Origin of the sequence: Terrisporobacter hibernicus, from assembly GCF_020809405.1 — a bacterium.
Lineage (GTDB): Bacteria > Bacillota > Clostridia > Peptostreptococcales > Peptostreptococcaceae > Terrisporobacter > Terrisporobacter petrolearius.
In genome coordinates this window covers 3,730,810-3,754,826 of the sequence record NZ_CP081135.1, presented here as the reverse complement: position 1 = coordinate 3,754,826, position 24,017 = coordinate 3,730,810, and the positions used below count along the sequence as shown (strand labels likewise).

Here is a 24,017-nt window from a genome sequence, read left to right as displayed (position 1 = left end):
GAACTTTTTTTGAAAAAGTATTCATTTTTTTATACTTTTTTTCATATAATTTTAAATTGGTCAACTTTAAGGTATAATACTTATAAGGATGGTGTTGATAATAATGTTGGGTGATAATATAAGAGAAAACAGAGAAAAACTAGGAATAAACCAAGTTGAATTGGCTAAGTTAATGGGAGTATCAAAACAAACAGTATCTAACTGGGAGAATGATAATAGAATACCTCCTACTCAAACACTAGATAAATTAGCTGATATATTTAATGTAACTACAGATAGTTTATTAGGTAGAAATGAAGATTTAAAATTAGACAATACTTACATGGATATTGAAAATGATGAAGATTATGCTGTAGCTAAAGAAATAAGTAAACTAGATGTAGAAGATAAAGAGTTTATAAAACAAATGATAAAAAAACTAAACAAAAATAAACAAGAGAAATAAGTTAATTAACCTATTTCTCTTAATTTTTGTACTAATTTAATTATTGCTTCGTAAGCTTCTATGTCATTTGCTTTAAGTTTTTTTAAATCTTTCATTATTGCTAGCGTTTCTTCTTCCACCCCAATACCCCCTAATTATATTTATACTTATATTTTAGCGAATATATGTTCTATATTCAATATAAAAATACAAACATTTAATCTATTCAACTTCTATTTATATTATAAAGCAAAAAATATAACTGTCAGTTATATTTTCCAACAAATTAATACAATTTTTTTAAAAGGGAAAACGTGATTAGAAGAAAAAGACTAAAAATGCATATTACGCAAAATGAATTAGCGGAAATGATAGGAGTTACTCAAGCTTATATTTCTAAAATAGAAAATGACAAGTTCGTAAATGTAACTCTTATTGAAATAATAAAAATTAGTAAAGCGTTACAATTGAAAGAACTAGAAGTATGTAAATACTTTTTAGAGAAACACAATGATATTTATGTAGAATTTGAGGGGGAATTATCATGAAAACCTGTATCTACTTAAGAAAGAGTAGACAAGATGAAGAAATAGAAAAAAAAGAAAATACAGATACTCTAGCAAGGCATAGAAGTACTCTTCTTGCTATAGCTAAAAAACAGCACCTAGATATTATTGAAGTAAAAGAAGAAATTGTTTCTGGAGGAAGTATAAGTTCAAGACCTAAGATGTTAGAGTTACTTGAAGAAGTTAAAAATAATAATTACGATGCAGTATTATGTATAGATCTTGATAGACTTGGCCGTGGAGGTATGCAGGACCAGGGACTTATATTAGATACTTTTAAAGAAAGTAATACACTTATAATTACACCAGACAAAACCTATAACCTGAACAATGATCTAGATGAAGAAATGACAGAATTTAAATCATTCTTTGCTCGCAGGGAATTAAAGATGATTACTAAGAGAATGCAAAGAGGACGCGAAAAATCAGTTGAAGAAGGGAAATTCATAGCTTCAACCGCTCCTTTTGGATATAAATTTGAATATACAAAAGAAGGAAATAAAATTCTTGTCATAGATGAAAAAAAAGCAGTTATAGTAAAAAACATATTTGATATGTATTTAAATGGCAATGGTGCTTATAAAATAAAGGTGTGGCTAGATAGTATAGGAGCCAAAACAAATAACAATATATCTTTTTCCGAACAAACTATAAGAAGAATATTAAAAAATGAAATATATGCAGGATATGTATCTTGGAACAACTACAAAAGAAGAGGAACTAAGACTGTTAAACAGAAAAATAAAGATAAAATAATTTATGCTAAAGGTAAGCATGAAGCAATTATATCTGAAGAAGTATTTAATAAAGCTAATGAAATAATTTCTAGTAGAAGTACAACAAGTGTAACTAGCAACAAAGAATTAACTAATCCTTTAGCTTCTATTGTCAAATGTGCTTGCTGCGGTCGAGTTATGACTTGTAATTATGCCACTTATAAAGATGGTTATGTTCAATTTCTAAGATGTAAATCATGCAACCAAAACAGAGGTACAAGACTTGATTTATTAGAAGAAAAAATTTTAGAAAATCTAAAAGATATTTTGGAACATTTTGAACAACAAATATTATCTAATACAGTTGAAAATAAAAATAATGATAGGGTAAATAATTTAAAACATACTTTATCACTCTTGGAAAAAGAATCGTTAGAAATAAATAAGCAAAAGAATAACCTTCATGACTTTTTAGAAAGAGGAGTATATGATGTAGAAACTTACCTTGAAAGAACTCAAATACTATCTAAGAAAAATGATGAAAATAAAAAAGCTATAAAAAATACAATTGAGTTAATAGAAAATGAAAAAACTATAAATATTAATTATAATGATCTAGTTCCTAATTTAAAAACTGTACTAGAAAACTATAATAGAACTAATGATGTGAAATTGAAAAACTTTTTATTGAAAACAGTAATAGATGAAATTATTTATTACAAAGAAAAAGGCAAAAGGACTGCCAAATTTGAAATAGAAATAAAATTAAAGGTATAATAACTGTGATAGTCATACACCTAAACAATTTGGTGTAATGGCCGGCGCATTTGCTGCTGGTGAAGCTGATTATACTACTGCATTTGAACCTACAGCAACTCAGCTAGTAAAAGAAGGTGCAGGATATATTGTAGCATCTGTTGGCAAGGATGCTGGTGAAATACCTTTTACTTGTTACAGCGCTACTAAATCCTATATGGATAAAAATTCAGATTTAATACAAAGATTTACTAATGCCTTATATAAAGGTCAAAAATGGGTCCAACAAGCTTCTGATGAAGAAGTTGCTAAAGCAATGCAACCATTCTTTGAAGACACTTCTTTAGAAGATCTAATAGTTGTGGCACAAAAGTATAAAGAAATTGATGCATGGTCATCAGATCCACTTCTAAAAGAAGACAGCTTAAACAGATTAATGGATGTTATGATCGAAGGTGGAGAATTAAACGATAAAGTACCATATGACTCAGTAGTAACTACAACTTATGCTGAAAAAGCTATTAAAAATGTAAAATAGTCTAATTTAATTTTTATAATACAAGAGCCACCCTTAAAGGGTGGCTCCATTATTATATTGAATAATCCATATTATTTTACTTGTTTAGGTAATCTTTCATTTATAATATTCATTAAATTATCTGTACAATTATGAACATTTACAAATTCACCATCATCTACCACTACAAATTTAGCATCAACTGGAGATAATACATTTCCGTATATTTCCCCAAGTTTTGCGTATTTATATTTTGGTAAAACATCTTCCATTTCAACACTTATATCCGCAGTATCTCTATAGTTAAAGTCTACTTCGTATACATGGGCTATTTCAGCTGCAACTTCATAATTAGATATTACATTTTCATCTATTGCTGCATTTACGCTTTGTATTCTTCTTTCTGTGTTAGTAAATGTTCCATTTACTGAAGCTGATCCAGTACCTGGTATAATAACATCAGCTATATCACAAGTTTCAGTCATATGAGTATCTAAAACCATTAAGAATTCTAAACCAGATAAATTAACATCAGGGTTTTCACCAAAGCATAGAAGACCTTTAACACCTTCCATAGCCTCTGGTCCAGCTTTTATTCCCATATCAATCAATCCTTGAGAATTGTTTTTAGCTTTTATTTGAAGTACACCATCTCTAGGTGATCCTATATGTCCTGAAAGTAGGGCAATATTTCCTATCATAGTAGCTACTTCTACTGAAACTACATTTTGTTGGAATACAAGCATTGCTTTTTTAGCTGTAGCATAAGCATTTGCTATTTCTTTTATTTCATCACTTACAGAAATATTCTCTAGTGAAGCTTTGAATTGTTCAAAGTTATCCATTGAAGAAACTTTACCCATTTCTATTAGTGCCTTGGCCATTTCTTTAACAGCGCTTAAATCATTTTCTACATATACGACTTTTGTAGCAAAATCAAAGTTATTTACTTCATATCCTTTAGGATTTATAACATATACTTTTGCTCCTTGCTCAGCTGCTTGTTTTAACTTAAGTTGAATAACTGGATTATTTTCCATTACAAATCCGAAAGTAACTATTACATTTGTAGCTAATAATTCATCCATTGTATTAGGTGAAGCATCTAATCCTAATACTTTTTCTAATCCGCTTTCAACATTATTGAAGCAAAGTGTTTTCGCTCCCATAGTTTCTGCTAATTTTTTCATTACATAAGCTTCTTCATTTGTAAATCTGTCTGATATGGCAACTGCAACAGCATCTTTGCCATATTTAGCTGCTATACTCTCAGCTTTCTTAGCAGTAAGTATTAGAGCTTCATGATAATCAGCTTCTCTAAATCCATCTTCACATTTTATAAGTGGATTAGCTAATTTTCCTTCTAATACTGAACAATCAAATCCCCATTTACCCTTACCACATAGAAGGCCTCTATTTACAGGACCATTTTTATCTGGATTAGATTTAATTAACATATCTCCATATGATTCTAAATGTAGAGAACATCCTACTGAACAGAATGAACATGTTGTATCAGTAACATCTGTTGCAAGAGGAACTTCTTTTACTACACTTTGTCTCTCTTGAAGTGCTCCTGTTGGACAAACACTTACACATTGACCACAAGACATACATCCAGACTCAGCTAAAGGTTTTTCAAGTGATGGTTTAACAACAGTATCAAATCCTCTATCAACAAGTCCTAAAGCTCCAACACCCATAACTTCATCACAAACTCTTACACAAAGTCCACAAAGTATACATTTGTTAGGATCTCTTACTATAAATGGATGATCATCTTCAAATTCTATTACATTTTTATCTCCAGCTAATCTCTCTGGATGAACATCATATTCATTAGCGTAATCTACTAATTTACACTCAAAGTAATCATGACAACCACACTCTAAACATCTAGAAGCTTCTTTTACTGCTTGTTCTTCGTCATATCCAAATACTACTTCAGTAAAGTTATCTTTTCTCTCTTCCGCTTCTAATTGGTCCATAACTGGTCTACACATTCTTTCCCTATCTTCAAATGTTTTTTCAGTTATATCAAATCTTTCAACAACAAATGGTTTTTCATATTTTAATACTTCACCGTTTAAATAAGCATCTATAGACTCTGATACTTTTCTTGCATCTGCTATGGCTTCTACAGCTATTGATATCTTGTCATTACCACAGTCCCCACCAGCAAATACACCTTCCTGTGATGTCATAAATGTATCTTTATCATAAGCTATAGCATTTTTTCTAGTCTTGTCCATACCTTCAAATTTAGAAGCATCTACTGCTTGACCTATAGCTAGTATCATAGTATCTATATCTATAGTTTCAGTTTTTCCTTCTACTGGCACTGGTTTTCTTCTGCCTGATGCATCAGCTTCACCAAGTTCCATAACTTGAAGTACTACTTGTTTAACTTTTCCATTCTCGTCTGCAATAACTTCTATAGGATTAGTTAAGTTTTTGAAGATTACGCCTTCTTCTTCAGCTTCAACTATTTCTACCATGTCAGCTGGCATTTCATTTTTAGTTCTTCTATATATATTATAAACTTTTTTAGCTCCTAGTCTTACAGCAGTTCTACAAGCATCCATTGCAGTGTTACCACCACCAACTATAGCTACATTTTCACCAAGTTTAATTTCTTCATTTCTAACAACTTTTCTAAGGAAGTCTATACCACCTATAACACCTTCACTATCTTCACCTTTGCATCTAACACCAGTAGATACCCAAGCACCTATTCCAAGAAGTACAGCGTCATAATCGGCTTTTATAGTTTCAAATGGTATATCAACACCAACTTTAGTATTAGGTATCATTTTAACACCCATACTTTCTATTAATGCTATTTCTTCATCTAATACAGCCTTTGGAAGTCTGTACTCTGGTATACCATAACGAAGCATACCACCAAGTTTAGGCATAGATTCAATTATAGTTACACTATGACCCATTTGTCTTAAGAAATAAGCAGCAGATAGACCCATTGGCCCACCACCTATGATGGCAACGCTCTTACCAGTTTCTTCTGCTATTTCTGGTATAAATGGATTTTCACTTTCTAAATCTTTGTCAGCAGCAAATCTTTTTAACCAAGCTATAGACACTGGTTCTTCCACAAGTTTTCTTCTACAGTTTTCTTCACATGGATGAGGACATACTCTACCAATAGCTGCTGGTAGTGGAATTTTATCTTTTATTAATTCAATAGCTGCATCATATTCTCCATTTGCTATTAAGCCCACGTATCCTTGGCAATCAGTGCCTGCAGGACATGCTAGAACACATGGAGGTCTACAGTCTCCCACGTGATTAGATAGTAATAACTCTAAATTTGTTTTTCTTGATTCTATAACTCTGCTTGTATTAGTTTTTATTATCATATTAGGTGATATTTCTGTAGCACAAGCCTTTACCATTTTTGGCATTCCTTCTATTTCAACTACACATAAACCACATGAACCGTATATTTTAGTTCTTTCATCGTAGCATAGAGTAGGAATGAAAACATCATTTTCTCTTGCAACTTCAAGAATTGTTTGACCTGGTAATCCAAATACTTCTTTTCCGTCTATATTTAATCTGAATTTATTCATATTATCATCCTCCTCCCCTAGTCTCTAACTATTGCGCCGAATTTACAAGTTTCTTCGCACTTACCACATTTTATACATTTATCGTGATCTATTACATGCATTTCTTTCTTTTCACCTGATATAGCTTCAACTGGACATTTTTTAGCACAAGCCCTACATCCTTTACAATCTTCAGTTATATTAAATGTAATTAAAGATTTACATGATTTAGCTGTACATTTTTTATTGTAAATATGATCTTCATACTCATTTCTAAAATATTTAATAGTTGTAAGAACTGGGTTAGGAGCAGTTTGACCTAGACCACACATAGAACCATCTTTTATTTTTACTGCTAACTCTTCAAGAAGCTCTATATCTCCATCCTTACCTTCACCTTTAGTGATTCTCTCTAATATTTCAAGCATTCTCTTAGTACCAACTCTACAATAGTTACATTTACCACAAGATTCTTTTCTAGTAAAATCAAGGAAATATCTTGCCATGTCAACCATACATGTAGTTTCGTCCATTACAATCATACCACCAGAACCAACTATAGCCCCAGTTTTATTAATATTTTCATAATCAACAGGAGTTTCTATTAAAGCAGATGGTATACATCCACCAGATGGTCCACCCATTTGAACTGCCTTGAATGCTTTATCTTTTTTGATACCTCCACCTATTCCAAATATAACATCTTTTAGTGGAAGACCCATAGGCACTTCAACTAGTCCACCTTTTTTAATTTTGCCAGCAAGAGCAAATACTTTTGTTCCCTTGCTCTTTTCAGTTCCCATTGAACCAAATGCAACTCCACCATTTACTATTATCCAGGAAACGTTAGCATAAGTTTCAACGTTATTTATATTAGTAGGTTTTTGCCAATATCCTTTTTGTGCTGGGAATGGTGGTTTAAGTCTTGGCATACCTCTCTCACCTTCAAGAGAAGCTATAAGTGCAGTCTCTTCACCACAAACGAATGCTCCAGCACCTGCTTTTATTCTTAAATCAAAATCAAATCCTGATCCAAATATGTTTTTGCCAAGAAAACCTTTTTCTCTAGCTTGTGCCATAGCTATTTCAAGTCTATGTATAGCAAGAGGGTACTCAGCTCTAACATATATAACACCTTCAGTAGCGCCCATTGCATATCCACCAATTATCATACCTTCTATAAGTGAATGAGGGTCACCTTCTAAAACAGATCTATCCATAAATGCACCTGGGTCACCTTCGTCTGCATTACACACTATGTATTTTTGATCTGCTTTATTTTGTAAGGCTGCATTCCACTTAAACCAAGTAGGGAATCCTGCTCCGCCTCTACCTCTAAGTCCTGAAACTTTTATTTCTTCTATTACATCTTCTTGCGTCATTGAAGTTACTACTTTTTTAGTAGCTTCATATCCACCTACTGCAACGTATTCTTCTATTTTTTCAGGATTTATTAAACCACAGTTTCTAAGTACAACTCTTTTTTGTTTTTCTATAAATAATTTATCCTCATCTGATATTGCTAAATCAGTAGCTATTTCCCCATTAACAATATGTTTTTCTATTATTTCTAAAACGCATTCTGGTTTTACCTTTACATATCTTGTCATTACTTCATTATCGTCATATACATCTACAATTGGCTCTAGATAACAAGTACCTACACAACCAGTAATATCAACCTTAACATCTAGGTTTTTTTCTTTTATAAGTCTCTCAAATTCTGCTGCTGTCTTTTTTGCTCCAGTTGCAACACCGCAACTACCTTGACCGATTATAACTTTCATTACTATTCACCCCCCCTATGATCTTTCTCTAATTTCTGTTAATATTTCTTTAACAGAATCTTTAGTTAAGTTTCCATAAGTTTCATCACCATCTGCACTTTTAACCATCATAACAGGTGCTAATGAACAACATCCTAAACATGCAACATTATTTAAAGTAAATAATCCATCTTCTGTTGTTTGGCCATCTTGAATATTTAATAATTCACAAACAGCTTCTTCAATCATTTCAGATCCATTTACATGGCATGCAGTTCCTTGACATAACATTACTAAATACTTTCCTATTGGTTGCAATCTAAATTGCGCATAGAATGTGGCAACACCATATATTTTGGCAGTTTTTATACCTGTTGCCTCTGAAATATAATTCATGGCATCAATTGAAATATATCCATAGATATCTTGAGTTTTTTGTAAAATAGTTATCAAACTTCCAGGTACTTTGGCATATTTGTCTAATACGGGATCAAGCTCTTTGAAGTCTTGACATTTATCAGTCCCGCAACAGCATTTTTCACTCATTTAATTTACCCCCTATTTAAAAATTGTATCTTTATTAGGTATATGTACTACTACTAATAATATTAGCAAAAAAAGGAAATTATAGCAAACAAAAAACTTGTAATTTTGTTATTTATTTAACCGATTTTTAGGTTTTTATATCTTTTCTTCAAGTATTTTTTTTATTATGCTTTATTATCAGAATTTTTTGTAAAAATAACAGTATAATTAACGCATAGTTTATAATAATAATTAACAATATTATTCTATTTAGTAATTAATTATTTTAATCAATAGTATTACCACTTTATAGGGAAGTTTAATAAAAATAAACAATAATACTATATTTACTTTTATTTTATTTGTATATTAGTCATTTTTACTTTAAATATTATTTAATTAAATAAAACTCTCACTTTTAGTAATTATTATAAATAATTATATACATGTGTATAAGTAGCATATTAATCAAAGTAAACATTATTAATTTTAACAATAAAACTATCTTGCATATGTATTTGTTAAATAAATTAACTAAATAAAATATTAACCTAATTTACAAAAGTTTTTTGAATTTTTCAAATATACAAAAAGCTTCTACTTAACAAGTAGAAGCTTTTTTCTATGCATTTTCAAAAGTATATATAGCATCAATTCTAGTTATAAATATACTATCATCTTTACAGCCTATATATTTTGCATACTTTTTAACTTTTTCTTTTGCAGTGTCAATATCAACCACACCTACATCCATCAATTCTTTTATGTACATGTCCATTAAAAAACTTTTATATTCTTTTAAATCAAATCCTAAGTATGTTGCTAGACTTTCTATTTCTCCTGAAAAATCACCATCTTCTTTGATAAGAAACTCATAAACTTCTTTTCTATATGGATTTGACATTATAATCTTTTGTACTACCTTACATCCATCTAACTTGCTAATAAATCCATCTTTATAGTTATTAAAAAGAGCATTGGATTGTCTAATAGATTTTTTGTCTATATAAGAATTAACTTCTGTTACACCATTATCTATTAGGGCATCTAAAACAGCAAGATGTACACTAAAACAATCTTCATAAAGATATCCGCAAAGTTTAGATATTACTGGTTTAATATCAAATAGCTTTATATTTTTTTTATTTTTAGAATTTGATAAATCTCTAGTTACGTTATTAAAAAGTCTTTGAAAATCTAAATACTTATTACAATATAGCTCTTTAAACAAATTAAAATCAATTGTTATAATATTATATCCAACAAGAGTTTCTACACCCTTTCTTATTACCTCACAAACTAAATTTTGACCATATTCTAAGTGCTTTTCACTTATGTGTCTAGTATTTGTTACACTGTCCAAACAGTAATCCATAAATTGTTTAGAACACTCATCTCCATACAATTTAAAATTTTTTCTAATTGTGTTATACTCATCTCTTTTTTCATCAAATTTTATTATTGCTCCGTTTATATCAAAAGTTATCATTTAGTTCCCCCTCCTAAAAATCAAATATTAATTCATTTTATTACTAAATATTTGATTTTAAGAGTTATATTCCTTCCAAATAAATAATTTGTCTAAAACTTCTTCTAAATAATGTTGAAAATCCCCATAATTATAGGAATAAACATAGCTGGTAGCATATTTGCAACTTTTATATCACATGCTTTAATCATGTTTAATCCCATAGCCATAATTAACAAACTACCTACACAGGTCATATATGTTATAACACTGGTACTTAGTATATTTGATAAGCCAGAAGCTCCTATTGTAATTATTCCTTCATATAAAAAAACAGCTATACTTGATAATAATACTCCTACACCCATTGATGCAGCAAAGAATATGGAAGAAATTCCATCTAGTACAGATTTTGCTAATAAAACAGAATTGTCATTTGAAAGTCCGCTTTGTATAGAACCAACTACCGCCATAGCTCCTACACAAAATAATAGACTAGAAGAAACAAAGCCTTTTGATATTTTATTCTCCTCACTTGAATCTGATATATTTTTTTTAGAAAATTTTTCATTTAGATATGAACCTAATTTATTCAACAAATTATCTATATCAATTAATTCACCTATGATTATACCAATAGTCATAGAAATTATTACATATAATGGATTATCTCCTTTTAATGCCCCAGAAATGCCCATATATATAACTACAAGTGCTAATCCATCCATTATAGATTTGTCTAATCGCTTAGGTATTCCTTTATTTATTATTAAACCGAGTAATCCTCCAAAAACTATGGCTAAACTATTTACTATTACTCCAAACATCCCTTTTCCCCCTAATATTTTTAATACTACATTTCATTATTTTTTATAAGACTTATATATTTATTAGGATTCATGGCAAAATCCTGAAAAGAGTCTTTAGTAAAAATAATATCTTCACCCAAAAATCTTTTATATCTCATTTCTTCTTTTTTTAATGCTGAAGTTAATTTATTTTCATGATTATTAAATACAATTATCTTTAAAGGCTTTTTATTTCTACTAGTCTGAACTCTTTTTAACATATATTTAATATGAATATCCGCCTCTGGAAAGGAATATCCACAAAAGATAATCAAATCTGCTTTTCTTAATGAAGCTTCTGCTTTGTTCCATACACTACTTAAATAAACATTAGACATGTTCTTAAAATATGTAGGTGGAACTATTATTGGAATTGTACGCTCATTGCAATTCAAGCAAGTAGCTTCATCTTGATTATTTAAAATCCTCATTACACCACCTTCATATGGAGTAAGTGTTAAACTTGAACATATGGGACAGTATAACCAATTTAGCGAACCATGTATCTTATACAATTTTATAGTTTTTCCACAAGGTCTTTTCCAAGAGCTATTCTTAAAATTAAAATTAGCAAAATCTACTCCATAATCTAGCATTGCAGGCATCTTTTCTTTATTATACAATTTAGAAATTGTATTATCTATATGAATATCATAGTTTGCACTTATAAAAGTAGTATTTAGCAATTGATCTTTTTCCATTAAATTATTTAATAATAATTCATGATATTTATTGCTTGATTTTGCCGCATTGTTAATTGAATTTGCAGTTAATAATACTAAGTATTGTCGTAAAATATTAATTGAGCCACTTCTATTGTTATAAGTATCTGTTCCAAAGTTTTTAAACGATTCTCTTCTTTGTTCTGCCATATCCAAAATACCAAGCACTTCTTCAAACGTTGGAAAGTTAACCTTATCTATATCATCAAGTAAAACGTCAATATTAAAAATTTCTTTAAAAAACTCTCTAAGATTTGTATTCATCTTGCTATATGGATGCAAAGGAAGACTATTCTTAAAATAATTAGAAAATAATTCATTTTGTATAGGTAAATTTTCTGCTGCAGAAGCTCCCGCTCCTAAAAAAACACATATTTCCATATGATTAAACACCCTCTATCCCTTAATATATAAAAAAGCCTTAATACAATTATATATTAAGACTTTTTTAAATTATTATTCTATTTATTTATTTATTTTTTTAATATATTCTACTGCTTTTAATGTTCCCATTTTTGAGTGATCAAATGTAAGCCCACCTTGAAAATAAACATTGTATGGGGGTCTTATTGGGGCATCAGCACTAAGTTCTATTGATGAGCCTTGAATAAATGCTCCAGCTGCCATTATTACTTCATCTTCATATCCTGGCATTGCCCATGGTTCTGGTTTTACATAAGAATCCACAGGAGCTGCAGCTTGTACACCTTGACAAAAGGCTATAACTTCCTCTGCATTTTTAAGTTTTACAACTTGTATAATATCACTTCTTAAGTCATCATATTTTGGAAGTACATCGTATCCTAATTTTTCAAACATTCTAGCACAGTATATTGCACCCATTACAGCTTGAGATGTAACATATGGCGCCATGAAAAATCCTTGTAGTACATTTCTTGTAGTTCCAAATGTTAATCCACATTCTTTTCCTATACCTGGTGTAGTTAATCGATAAGATATCATTTCAACTAAATCTTTTCTACCTGCTATATATCCACCAGTTAAAGCTAGTCCACCACCTGGATTTTTAATTAAAGAACCAGCCATAATATCAGCTCCTACTTCAGTAGGTTCTTTTGTATCTAAAAATTCACCATAACAGTTATCTACCATAACTATTAAGTCTTTATTAACTGATTTAACCACTTCTATAGCTTCTTTTATATCTTCAATTGATAAAGATTTTCTCCAAGAATATCCTTTTGATCTTTGTATCATTACTAATTTAGTTTTTTCATTTATTTTGTTCTTAACACCTTCTAAGTCGATATTCCCATCTGGCAAGAAGTCAACGTCTTCATATGTAACACCAAATTCTTTAAGAGATCCTTTTTCTTCTCTTATTCCTATTACACCTTGTAGAGTATCATAAGGCTTTTCTGTAATTGATAATATCTCATCTCCTGGCCTAACTATACCTTGGATACATAAACTTAAAGCATGAGTTCCATTTACTATTATTGGCCTAACCAAAGCATCTTCTGCTTTAAATACATCTGCAAATATTTCTTCTATTTTTTCACGGCCAATATCATTGTATCCATATCCTGTTGTCCAGTTAAAATGATTGTCACTTAGATGAGCTCTTTGCATAGCTCTTAATACTTTATATTGGTTAAATTCCCTTATTTGTTTTATTTTTTCAAATTGATCTTTTATATCTTCCATTACTTCATTAGATAAATCAAAAGTTTCATCATCTAATCCGTAATATTCTTTTAATAATTCACTTGTCTCTTTAAGCACTTAATCTCACCTATTTTCTTTTATTTGTCACTTTAAAAATTTTATCATAGTAAAAATTTAAGTTCAAGATTTAAAGGAAAATAATTAAAAAAGGTACTTATATTAACCTATAATTTTTGTAGGTTAGTATAAGTACCTTTTATATTTAAATTACTTTGTATTATTTGGGTTTGTGTTTTGTATGTTTATGCTTTTGCCTGGTACTATTGTAGAAACTGCATGTTTATAAATTAGGTTTTGTTGTTTGTTTTCACCCTCTATTAATACTATATAACTATCAAATCCTTTTACATAACCTTTAACTTGAACCCCATTCATTAAATATATTGTTACAGGTATTCTTTCTTTTCTAGCATTATTTAAAAATAAATCTTGTAAATTTAAAGCAGTATTTTTCATTAACAATATCCTCCCGACTAAATTATATTAAATAAACTCTTTATCTATAAACAATTATATTATAATATTATACATTTTTAGATATATTTTCAATAAAGTTCATAATATCTTCTTTAAGTAATTCCATATTGTCATACTTTTCTAAGTCAAACCACTCACTATCTTTATATCTTTTAAACCATGTTATTTGTCTTTTTGCATATCTTCTTGAGTCTCTCTTAATTATTTCTACAGCTTCATCTAAAGTGTATTCACCTTCTAGATATTTTATTATTTCTTTATATCCTATTCCTTGCATAGAAATCAAGTTTTTATCATATCCCATACTTAGCAATTTTTTAACTTCTTCAATTAATCCTGATTCCATCATAATATCTACTCTTTTGTTTATTCTATTGTAGAGAATCTCTCTATCACGGTTTAGTACTATTATTATTGGCAAGTATTGTTCATTGTATCTTAAGTCGTTGGAAAAGTCTTGCATTTTCTTTCCATCTAAACACACCTCTAAAGCTCTTATAACTCTTTTAGTGTTGTTTTTGTGTATTCTACAAGCAGCTTCACTATCTAGTGATTTTAACTTGTCATGCATATAGTCTATGCCTTTATCCTTAAGTTCTTTTTCTAATTCTTCTCTTATTTTAGAATTACTATTAGACTTTGCAAAATCCATATTGTAAATTAATGAATTAAGGTATAAACCTGTGCCACCTGTTATTAGCACGTTTTTACCTTTATTTGCTACTTCTTTTATATATTTATTTGCTCTGTCTTGAAACTCTGAAACAGAAAAAGGAAAATCTGGTTTAACTTCATCTATCATATGATGTGTTACACCATCCATTTCTTCTTTTGTAACTTTTGCACTTCCTATATCCATATATTCATATATTTGCATAGAGTCAGCTGATATAATCTCTGCATTTAAATCCTTTGCTAACTCTATTGATAAAGCCGTTTTCCCAACGGCCGTAGGTCCCGTTAAGATGATAAGTGGTATTTTCTTCATAACAATCCTTTCTTACATAATTCTTTTAAACATTTTTTCTATTTCTTTTTTTGATATTTCAACTATGGTAGGTCTACCGTGGGGACACGTAAATGGATTTTCACATAATTCCATTTGAGACAAAAGTTTTTTCATTTCCATAGTATGAATCTTATCATTTGCTTTTATAGCAGCTCTACATGCCATTGAGGCAAATTTATCTCCTTTTAAGTCGTAACTATTTTTCAAATCCTCTATATTATCAATGATTTGAAGAATAAATTTCTCACTTTCAGGGTTCCCAAAAATAGTAGGTACACCTCTTATCATAATGTGATTATTACCAAATAGCTCAATTTCAAAACCAAATTTTAAAAACAAGTCAAGATTTGATTCTACCTTCAACATATCTACATTTGATATTTCCACTACTATAGGATCTAATAACATTTGCATATCTATTTTGTGGTTTTTGAATTTTTTCATATATTCTTCATAAAGCACTTTTTCGTGAGCTGCATGTTGGTCTAATAAGTACATAGCATCATTTTTTTCAAGTACAATATAAGTGTTAAGTATACTTCCTACAACCCTAAAATCCGTAATAGAAAATCTATTTTCATTTTTTATAGGATTTTCTTCCTTAATTATTTCAATATCATTACTTTTATTATTAACATTACTCAAATATTCTAGTTCATCAAAAGTAAATGATTTACTAAGGTCGATATTTCCATCTATAAAATATTCCCCTTTTTTACTTTCTAAAGGTTGAAGCTTAATATCTTCTTTTTTATCAACACTATTTAAGCTTTCCTTATTATCTTTTTTATTATTTTCTTTACTCAAAGCCTCTTCAAAAGACATAAATTTATTGGTATCATCTAATTCTTCTATTGGCATAGTTTTATTTATTTTATTTGAAATTACAGTATTAGAAGTTTCTTCTTTTTTTGCTAAATAGGCTTCTTTACGCTCACTTATAATAGGTTTTCTATCATAACTTTCATATTTACCAATTAAAGCAGTATTTAATAATTTTCTTTTTAATAAATCTCTAATTTCTATATATAAATCTTTGTCATTTTCAAACTTAATTTCCATTTTTGTAGGATGAATATTAACATCTATTTTTGTAGGATTAATATTAATATTTAAAAAACATACACCATGTTTGTTAATGGGTATAATACTTTTGTATGCTTCATTTATAGCATCTAATATTATTTTACTTTTTACAAATCTATTATTTATGTAGATATGCTGCAAGTTTTTATTTGAACGATAAATATTATTATTTCCTATATATCCTGAAAGACTGCAACATTCACCTTTTTCATCAATTTCAATTAAGTTTTCAACTATCTCTTTTCCATAGATACTTCTAATAACAGAAAGAAGCTTTCCATCTCCTGGAGTATTTAGCATCAACTTTCCATTATTTATATATTTAAATTGTATATGTGTATTTCCTATGGCAAGCTTATTAATTAAATCACTTATATTTATAGTTTCTGCATGTGTAGATTTTAAGAACTTCTGTCTAACAGGAGTATTAAAGAATAAATCTTTTATAATAATAGTCGTTCCGTTTTTTGTTCCCACAGGCTCTTTTAAAATTTCTTTTCCACCTTCTAAAATAACTTTTGTTCCAATGGGTTCTTCCTTGGTTTTTGTAATCATTTCCAAACGAGACACAGAAGCTATGGAAGCTAAAGCTTCACCTCTAAAACCTAAAGAATATAAGTCGTATAAGTCATCTATTTCTTTTATTTTACTAGTAGCGTGTCTTAAAAATGATTTGTCCACTTCACTAGATAAAATCCCGCTACCATTATCTGTTATCCTTATTTGTTTTTTTCCTCCATCAGTTATATCTATAACTATTTGTGTAGAATTGGCATCTATGGAGTTTTCTATTAATTCTTTAGTAACAGAAGAAGGTCTTTCGACTACTTCTCCTGCTGCTATTTTATTTATGGTTATATCATCTAATATGTTTATTTTCTTTGACATAATATCCCTCCAAAGAATTTGTTTTTGTGTGTCCTTTTTTAAGCCTATGTGTGTACTCTATTTCTTGGCTTTCTTTTGAAGATTGAAAAGTGTGTTCATGGCATCAAGTGGTGTCATACTTAATATGTCTAAATTTTTTATTTCTTCTAATATGTCATCGTCTTTAACTACATCAAAAGATATTTGGTCCACACTTACAGCCACTTCTTTATTTACCACATTATCCAAGCTTTCTCCTTTTAGTCTTTCATATTCATCATTTAATTTTTCATATTCTTTTTTTAGCTTTTTATAAGTCTTATTTAAGCTTTCTTTTTCTAATTTCAAATGTTCATTTTCATTTTTTAAATTGCTATCTTCAATTTTCTTTAGTTCTAATTCTAAGTTTAGTGCTGAATTTCCGTTACTCGAACATTCGTTCCTTATATCTAAATTAGCATCTTCCTTATTAGCTCCTCCATTTATGGCGTAGCCGTTATATATATGATTTTTTTCTAAATCCTTTAAAATTTCTGATGATCTATTAATAACTTCATCTGGAAGCTTAGCAAGTTTAGCAACGTAAATACCATAACTTTTATCTGCTGCCTGATCTATGATTTTTCTAAGGAATATTATATTTTCTCCATCGTCTTTAACAGCAATAGAGTAGTTTTTTACTTCATCAAATTCATTTTCTAGTTCAGTTAATTCGTGATAATGAGTCGCAAACAAAGTCTTGCATTTAATATATTTTTCTATATATTCAACTATGGACCAAGCTAAACTTATACCATCGTAAGTTGATGTCCCCCTACCTATTTCATCTAGTATAACTAAGCTTTTGTCTGTGGCATTTTTTAATATATGAGAAACTTCGCTCATTTCCACCATAAATGTTGATTGACCTTGTGATAAGTCGTCGCTGGCACCTACTCTAGTAAATATTCTGTCAGAAATTGGAATATTAGCGTAATCAGCCGGTACAAATGAACCCATATGGGCCATTAAACAAATTATGGCCGTTTGCCTCATATATGTAGATTTACCAGACATATTAGGTCCTGTAATTATATTTATAATATTTTCATTACTATTTAAATAAGTATCATTTGGAACAAAGTTTTCTTCTCCCACTATGTTTTCAATTACTGGGTGACGTCCATTTTTTATATCCAGTTTACTATCATTATTAATATTTGGTTTAACATAGTTATTAATATGAGCCACTGTGGCAAATGAAGTAAATACATCTACATTACCTATGATTTTAGCCACATTTTGAATTCTATCAATGTTGCTATAAATAGTTTGTCTAATTTTCACAAAAGTTTCATATTCTAATGCTTTTATTTTTTCCTCAGCATGTAGGATTTTATCTTCTATTTCTTTTAATTCTTCAGTTATAAATCTTTCTGCATTACTTAAAGTTTGCTTTCTTATATATCTACCTTCTAAATCTAAGTTTGCAAGATTTACTTTAGTTATTTCTATATAGTAACCAAAAACTTTATTAAATCCTATTTTAAGAGATTTAACTCCTGTTTTTTCTCTCTCACGATTTTCTATATCTTTTATCATGAAAGCTCCATTTTTTGAAATATCTCTAAGTTCCTTTAATTCTTGGTTATAAGAGGATTTTATTATATTTCCGTCCTTAATTGTAATACTAGGTTCTTCTATGATCGCTTCATCTATTAATTCATAAATGTCTTTTAAGTCTTCCATATTATCTATATACTTTTTTATAGTATCTCCATCACAAGAGTTTATTCTATCTCTTAAAAGCGGAAGCTTTTCTATGGAATTTTTTAAGTTAATCATTTCTTTGGGTGTAACTTTTTCAAATGCAATTTTTCCACAAATTCTTTCTATGTCGTAGACATTTTTTAAAATATCTATTAAGTCTTCTCTTAATGAAAAATCTTCTTTTATTTCCTCAATAACATCTAGTCTTTCATCTATTTTATTTTTATTAACTAAAGGTTCCTCCACATATTTTCTAAGAAGTCTACCTCCCATGGCAGTTGACGTTTTATCTAACACATGTAATAATGACCCTTTTTTCTTAGATCCTCTAATTGTTTGAGTTAACTCAAGATTTATTCTAGTAAACATATCAAGAACCATATATTCCATAGGATTATATATATTTATTACATTTATATTTGATGTTATTTGTTTTTGAGTATTATATATATAATTAAGAAGTATGCATAAACTAGTTTTTATTAAATTTTCATTATCAAACCTTAAACTTCTTAAATAATCTTCACTGAAGTATTCACTTAATATATTTGTATTTAAATAATTTTCATCAAAATTTTCATTTATATAAATATTCCCCATCATAGCAATATTTTTTAAATTATCTTTGAAGCTTAGATCATTTAATATTATTTCCGAAGGACTAACCTTTGCTATTTCTTCAATAACTTTATCTTTTGCTATACAAGTTGCATTTGTTTCTCCCGTACTTATATCCACATAAGAAAGTCCTATTTTATCATTTACTTTATATAAAGACATAAGGTAGTTATTCTTCTTATTTTCAAGTAAGCTTCCTTCCAACACAGTCCCTGGTGTAACCACTTGAATTACTTCTCTTTTTACTATACCTTTTACGCTTTGAGGATCTTCCATTTGCTCCCCAATTGCAACTTTATATCCTGCTTCTACTAACTTTGATATATATGAAGCGGCAGCATGAAAGGGAATACCACACATAGGTGCTCTCTCTTCTAAACCGCAAGATTTTCCTGTTAATGCTATTTCTAGTACTTTTGATGCTACGATAGCATCTTCAAAGAACATTTCGTAAAAATCCCCTAATCTGAAAAATAATATACAATCAGGATATTTATCCTTACATTCAAAATATTGTTTCATCATAGGAGTAAGTTTATTTCTGTCAATCTCCATATTTCTACCTCCTCATCTTTTGTTATTATATCATATAACACAATTTATATGTTATCTATAAAAACATAGAATTTATTATAAATTTTTGTAGAAGTTTTGCAAAAATATATAGTTTTTGCCATTTTAGTTGGCCCTAGATATTTTTGAAAATAGAAGATAATTTATAAATATATTAACAAAAATAAATAGCTATTTATTTTTTATAAATAAATAGCTATTTGAATATGAATATTATCAATCTTATAATATCATTTGATCTATGATGTAATGAAGTTAATATTAGACCTTATCTGTTACTTTTTAAAATTTTATTAAGAGATAAACCTGCTGCTCCTCCAATTATAACAAACGCCGTTACCATAAATATCCAAGCCGTAGTAGTCATACTATCCACTCCTTTTTATTTTATTATATTACATCACGTATTAATATTTCCCATATTAACATCATCTTAACGGACTTTACAATAATTTAATATTTTAATATGTTTTTAACATTTTATATGATAAAATTACCATTCTCATCAAAATTTATTTCAAAATAACTTCCTTCAGTTTCAACCATTTCTTGTTCACTTACGCTTTCATAAGCCTCTTTGCTCATATAAATTTCATTTAAATTTTTAGTATTTTCTATTATAACTAACTTAATATTTTTGTAATTTAAAATACCGCAGGTTTTAGCGCAAGCTTTAAATACATATTTATCATTTTCTAAAACCATAGGAAGCTTAATACTATTTGGTTCTGTAGAAGTTATGGCATTTAAATATGTGCTTTCAAACTCAATATTATTGTAAAATTTTTTGCTTATAAAATCTGCCAAACCCATTCCATTGGCATTTCCATTTGAACTACTATTTAAACTTAACACACCTATTTTTGTTATATTTGGTCCTCCTGATGCAGCTTTAGTGTGATATCTTCCTATAATATTTGTATCCATACCTGTACCGCTTATATTTTTACCTATTTCTTTTACTATTAACACGTCTATATTGTCCAAATATAATTTTCCCATTAGTTCTTTTGACTTTTCTAATAACAATGGTTCTTTTATAAGAATTTCATCCTTATTTAATATATTTATATTAGCTATATCATCATAAGCATTTTCTATTGTTCCAACTCCAAACAATATATTTAACTTAGATAGGGATACCTTAGCTGATTCTACTATATTTTCAGCCATTTTTTCAAATCTTAAGGAATGGGTAATATCTGCGCCTTTTCTTTTTCCTAGTCCTATTGCAAGCATTTTAACAAGACCGCTTTCATATTCACCTCTAAAGGAAGTATGTGCTTTTATTCTGTTAACAAGTATTATCCCATGGGCATCAAAAGCATTTTTATCAATATAAACAGGTAAACCTTTGATTGTTTTTCCTATTTCAACAACTTCCATGGAAGACTTTATTTCACATCCCATATTTTCCTGCGTAATTCCTAGTTTTTCAAGAATATGCTTTTGGCCTTTTGCATCGCCTCCACCATGACTACCCATTGCTGGAACAATAAATGGAATACCACCTTGGCCTTTTACAAAATCAACTATGGTTTTCATTATAATTTTATAATTACTAATTCCTCTACTTCCCCCAGTTATGGCTACAGTTTTTCCCTTTTTAATTTTATTTTTAAAGTTTCCCCCACTTAATAATCTTTTTATTTCTTCTTCCACGTTATTTGTACTTGTTTTATTAAACATTTGTTTTACTTTTATAACTTCAGGAAGTTTTATTTCTTCTAGTATGTTATTAATTTTATCCATCAAATCCCCCCATTAGCTCATCATTATTATTTTAGTATAACATAATTTTTTTTTAATATCTTTAACTCTATAATGTTATTATAGTATTATATTAATAATAAGTTTAATTTTAGGAGGCTTTATTTTGAAAGACATAATTGACAAATTTAATAATTATCAACCTTATATAAATGGTTATAAAAATATGAATCGTGCTTCTGTATTAATACCTTTAGTAAAAGAAAATGGAAAATACTCTATTTTGTTTGAACTAAGATCAAGAAAAATGAGGCGTCAGCCTGGGGAAATTTCCTTCCCTGGAGGAAGAATTGAGAAAAATGAAACTCCAAAAGAAGCTTGTATAAGAGAAACTTGCGAAGAAATAGGAACAACTGAAGATAACATTAATATTATATCTCCTTTAGATATTTATGTATCACATGCGAATTTAATTATTCATCCTTATTTAGGTGAAATTAAAGACATAAAAAACTTAGATATTAATAAAGATGAAGTGGACCATATATTTTTAGTTCCTCTTGATTACTTAATAAATTACGATGCAAATATTTATACAAATGATGTAAAAGTAGTTCCAAATGAAAATTTTCCTTATGAAAAAATACCAAATAAAGAAAAATATGAGTTTGCTATAGGTGAATATCCTGTTTGGTTTTATGAATATAAGGATTATGTTATTTGGGGTATAACTGCTAGGATTTTAGAAAACTTTTTGAACTTTATAAAAAACAAATAAGGCCTCATAAATATTATGGGCCTTATTTTATATTAAGCTTCCTCGCCAACTAATGAAAATGTTGTGGCTGAACTTATTTTTACGTTCATCAGTTTTCCAACTAAGTTTTCTTCTGGATTTTTAACTGTGAAATTTACTAATTTATTTTGTCTAGTTCTTCCTGTAAATTTACTATCATCAGTTTTACTCTTTCCTTCTATTAAAACTTCAACTGTTTTGCCTACATATTCTTTGTTAAGATCTGCTAGTATTTCATTTACTTTAGCTAAAACTTTATTAAATCTTTCATGTTTTACATCTTCTGGAATTTGATTTTCCATTTTAGCTGCTGGAGTACCTTCTCTTTTAGAGTATATAAATGTGAATGCATTATCGTATTTAACCTTTTCAACCACATCTATAGTATCTAATAAATCTTCTTCGGTTTCTCCTGGGAATCCTATCATTAAATCAGTAGAAAAAGCAATTCCTGGTATTTCACTTTTAGCTTTTTCTATTATTCTTAAATAATCTTCTTTTGTGTAGTGTCTGTTCATCTTTTTAAGAAGACTTGTACTTCCACATTGTACTGGTAAGTGTAAGAATTCACATACTTTGTCACAATCTCTCATGGCATATATAACTTCATCAGATATGTCCTTTGGATGAGAAGTCATAAATCTTATTCTTTCTAATCCTTCTATTTCATTTGTCATTCTAAGTAACTGAGCAAATGTTATAGGCTCTTCTAAAGTTTTACCATAAGAGTCAACATTTTGACCAAGTAGTGTTATTTCTTTAGTCCCATTTGCTGCCAATTCTTTTATTTCATTTATTATGTCTTCTGGAGTTCTAGACCTTTCTCTTCCTCTAGTGTATGGCACTATACAATAAGTACAGAAGTTATTACATCCATACATTATGTTTACAAAGGCTTTAAGCTCAAATTTTCTACTACTTCTAAGTCCTTCAACCACTTCTCCATCTACATCCCAAACATCTACTAGTGTAGTTTGACTATCCATAGTCTGAGTTAATAGTTCAGGAAATTTATATAAGTTGTGTGTACCAAAAACTAAATCTACATGTTTATATTTAGTTTTTATTTCTTTTACAACATGAGGTTGTTGCATCATACATCCACATACAGCAATTTTTAAATCAGGATTTTTTCTTTTAGCTAATTTTAAGTGACCTAAGTTACCATAAACTTTAAGTTCAGCGTTTTCTCTTACTGCACAAGTGTTATATATTATTAAATCACAATCAGAAGTCATTAAAGTAGCTTCGTAACCCATAGCCTCTAACATTCCTGCTAAATTTTCTGAGTCGTGTTCATTCATTTGACATCCAAAAGTTTGGATCATATATTTAGGTTTTCTTTTATTTATAGCAAAATATCTATTATTTTTTTCTCCTATTGCTTCAATAAATCTATTTTGCTCTTCTATCTTTTCCACAGGAACTTGAACTTGTTTTCTTTTTCCCATTTGTCTTCCTCCTTAGTAAATAATGCAAATTCAATTATACCATAATTTTTCTTAAATATACTAGTAAAAAGCACCAGGATATATATCCTAGTGCTTTATCCCTATTTTTTGACCA

At 28.9% G+C, this 24,017-nt stretch carries 18 protein-coding genes; 5 read left to right on the top strand and 13 right to left on the bottom strand.

Going from position 1 to position 24,017, the window contains the following annotated elements; genetic code table 11:
* The first annotated feature begins 103 nt into the window (after positions 1-103).
* The 4 genes from JW646_RS18255 (at position 104) to JW646_RS18240 (ending at position 3,000) form a co-directional block, all read left to right on the top strand.
* Entirely contained in the window at positions 104-445 is a 342-nt protein-coding gene (locus JW646_RS18255) for a helix-turn-helix domain-containing protein (protein WP_228415909.1), read from the top strand.
* Positions 446-738: 293 nt separating this feature from the next.
* The gene (locus JW646_RS18250) at positions 739-972 is read left to right on the top strand and encodes a helix-turn-helix domain-containing protein (RefSeq protein WP_228415908.1); all 234 of its coding nucleotides are present in this window, start codon (positions 739-741) and stop codon (positions 970-972) included.
* Positions 969-2,483 carry a recombinase family protein gene (locus JW646_RS18245; protein ID WP_228415907.1) on the top strand — a complete coding sequence of 505 codons (1,515 nt, stop codon included), beginning with the start codon at positions 969-971 and terminating at the stop codon, positions 2,481-2,483. The genes JW646_RS18250 and JW646_RS18245 overlap by 4 nt, the downstream gene beginning before the upstream one ends.
* 37 nt (positions 2,484-2,520) lie before the next feature.
* Positions 2,521-3,000, top strand: coding sequence for an ABC transporter substrate-binding protein (locus JW646_RS18240; RefSeq protein ID WP_228415906.1), 480 nt, complete (start codon positions 2,521-2,523; stop codon positions 2,998-3,000).
* 71 nt (positions 3,001-3,071) lie between these two features.
* Here JW646_RS18240 and JW646_RS18235 read toward each other — a convergent pair whose 3' ends face one another.
* From JW646_RS18235 to JW646_RS18180, 12 genes are all read right to left on the bottom strand, one after another.
* Complete coding sequence (locus JW646_RS18235; RefSeq protein ID WP_228415905.1) at positions 3,072-6,569, bottom strand: FAD-dependent oxidoreductase; 3,498 nt, start codon at positions 6,567-6,569, stop codon at positions 3,072-3,074.
* A 17-nt stretch (positions 6,570-6,586) separates the two neighbouring features.
* Positions 6,587-8,335, bottom strand: a complete 1,749-nt coding sequence (locus JW646_RS18230) for an NADH-quinone oxidoreductase subunit NuoF (RefSeq protein ID WP_074916560.1) — start codon at positions 8,333-8,335, stop codon at positions 6,587-6,589.
* Positions 8,336-8,350: 15 nt separating this feature from the next.
* Positions 8,351-8,860 (bottom strand): NADH-quinone oxidoreductase subunit NuoE, encoded by a 510-nt coding sequence (gene nuoE, locus JW646_RS18225; protein ID WP_074916559.1) that lies wholly within the window; start codon positions 8,858-8,860, stop codon positions 8,351-8,353.
* A 601-nt stretch (positions 8,861-9,461) separates the two neighbouring features.
* Positions 9,462-10,328 carry a kinase gene (locus JW646_RS18220; RefSeq protein ID WP_074916558.1) on the bottom strand — a complete coding sequence of 289 codons (867 nt, stop codon included), beginning with the start codon at positions 10,326-10,328 and terminating at the stop codon, positions 9,462-9,464.
* A gap of 104 nt (positions 10,329-10,432) precedes the next feature.
* On the bottom strand, positions 10,433-11,134 hold the full coding sequence (locus JW646_RS18215; RefSeq protein WP_074916557.1) for a DUF554 domain-containing protein: 702 nt from the start codon (positions 11,132-11,134) through the stop codon (positions 10,433-10,435).
* 26 nt (positions 11,135-11,160) lie between these two features.
* Positions 11,161-12,258 carry an SIR2 family protein gene (locus tag JW646_RS18210; protein WP_228415904.1) on the bottom strand — a complete coding sequence of 366 codons (1,098 nt, stop codon included), beginning with the start codon at positions 12,256-12,258 and terminating at the stop codon, positions 11,161-11,163.
* 84 nt (positions 12,259-12,342) lie between these two features.
* Positions 12,343-13,623, bottom strand: coding sequence for a methionine gamma-lyase family protein (locus JW646_RS18205; RefSeq protein WP_228415903.1), 1,281 nt, complete (start codon positions 13,621-13,623; stop codon positions 12,343-12,345).
* A gap of 150 nt (positions 13,624-13,773) precedes the next feature.
* Positions 13,774-14,022 (bottom strand): RNA chaperone Hfq, encoded by a 249-nt coding sequence (gene hfq / locus JW646_RS18200; protein WP_074916554.1) that lies wholly within the window; start codon positions 14,020-14,022, stop codon positions 13,774-13,776.
* A gap of 67 nt (positions 14,023-14,089) precedes the next feature.
* Positions 14,090-15,031 carry a tRNA (adenosine(37)-N6)-dimethylallyltransferase MiaA gene (miaA, locus tag JW646_RS18195; RefSeq protein WP_228415902.1) on the bottom strand — a complete coding sequence of 314 codons (942 nt, stop codon included), beginning with the start codon at positions 15,029-15,031 and terminating at the stop codon, positions 14,090-14,092.
* A 12-nt stretch (positions 15,032-15,043) separates the two neighbouring features.
* Positions 15,044-17,026 (bottom strand): DNA mismatch repair endonuclease MutL, encoded by a 1,983-nt coding sequence (mutL, locus tag JW646_RS18190; RefSeq protein WP_228415901.1) that lies wholly within the window; start codon positions 17,024-17,026, stop codon positions 15,044-15,046.
* A gap of 57 nt (positions 17,027-17,083) precedes the next feature.
* Entirely contained in the window at positions 17,084-19,927 is a 2,844-nt protein-coding gene (gene mutS / locus JW646_RS18185; RefSeq protein ID WP_228415900.1) for a DNA mismatch repair protein MutS, read from the bottom strand.
* Between the two features lie 498 nt (positions 19,928-20,425).
* Positions 20,426-21,697: a nickel pincer cofactor-dependent isomerase, group 22 gene (locus JW646_RS18180; RefSeq protein WP_228415899.1), complete on the bottom strand. Its 1,272-nt coding sequence runs from the start codon at positions 21,695-21,697 to the stop codon at positions 20,426-20,428.
* Positions 21,698-21,821: 124 nt separating this feature from the next.
* Between JW646_RS18180 and JW646_RS18175 the strand changes: the two genes are divergently transcribed.
* Positions 21,822-22,433: an NUDIX hydrolase gene (locus JW646_RS18175; RefSeq protein ID WP_148556744.1), complete on the top strand. Its 612-nt coding sequence runs from the start codon at positions 21,822-21,824 to the stop codon at positions 22,431-22,433.
* Positions 22,434-22,465: 32 nt separating this feature from the next.
* On the opposite strand, the gene miaB is transcribed toward JW646_RS18175, so the two are convergent.
* Positions 22,466-23,902, bottom strand: coding sequence for a tRNA (N6-isopentenyl adenosine(37)-C2)-methylthiotransferase MiaB (gene miaB, locus JW646_RS18170; RefSeq protein WP_074916542.1), 1,437 nt, complete (start codon positions 23,900-23,902; stop codon positions 22,466-22,468).
* Positions 23,903-24,017: the final 115 nt, after the last annotated feature.

Bases quoted from the DNA above. Each gene is read 5' to 3' on its own strand.
- JW646_RS18255 (WP_228415909.1), top strand. From the start codon at position 104: ATGTTGGGTGATAATATAAGAGAAAACAGAGAAAAACTAGGAATAAAC.
- JW646_RS18245 (WP_228415907.1), top strand. From the start codon at position 969: ATGAAAACCTGTATCTACTTAAGAAAGAGTAGACAAGATGAAGAAATA.
- JW646_RS18240 (WP_228415906.1), top strand. From the start codon at position 2,521: ATGGCCGGCGCATTTGCTGCTGGTGAAGCTGATTATACTACTGCATTT.
- JW646_RS18235 (WP_228415905.1), bottom strand. From the start codon at position 6,569: ATGAATAAATTCAGATTAAATATAGACGGAAAAGAAGTATTTGGATTA.
- JW646_RS18230 (WP_074916560.1), bottom strand. From the start codon at position 8,335: ATGAAAGTTATAATCGGTCAAGGTAGTTGCGGTGTTGCAACTGGAGCA.
- nuoE (WP_074916559.1), bottom strand. From the start codon at position 8,860: ATGAGTGAAAAATGCTGTTGCGGGACTGATAAATGTCAAGACTTCAAA.
- JW646_RS18220 (WP_074916558.1), bottom strand. From the start codon at position 10,328: ATGATAACTTTTGATATAAACGGAGCAATAATAAAATTTGATGAAAAA.
- JW646_RS18215 (WP_074916557.1), bottom strand. From the start codon at position 11,134: ATGTTTGGAGTAATAGTAAATAGTTTAGCCATAGTTTTTGGAGGATTA.
- JW646_RS18210 (WP_228415904.1), bottom strand. From the start codon at position 12,258: ATGGAAATATGTGTTTTTTTAGGAGCGGGAGCTTCTGCAGCAGAAAAT.
- hfq (WP_074916554.1), bottom strand. From the start codon at position 14,022: ATGAAAAATACTGCTTTAAATTTACAAGATTTATTTTTAAATAATGCT.
- miaA (WP_228415902.1), bottom strand. From the start codon at position 15,031: ATGAAGAAAATACCACTTATCATCTTAACGGGACCTACGGCCGTTGGG.
- mutL (WP_228415901.1), bottom strand. From the start codon at position 17,026: ATGTCAAAGAAAATAAACATATTAGATGATATAACCATAAATAAAATA.
- mutS (WP_228415900.1), bottom strand. From the start codon at position 19,927: ATGGAGATTGACAGAAATAAACTTACTCCTATGATGAAACAATATTTT.
- JW646_RS18180 (WP_228415899.1), bottom strand. From the start codon at position 21,697: ATGGATAAAATTAATAACATACTAGAAGAAATAAAACTTCCTGAAGTT.
- miaB (WP_074916542.1), bottom strand. From the start codon at position 23,902: ATGGGAAAAAGAAAACAAGTTCAAGTTCCTGTGGAAAAGATAGAAGAG.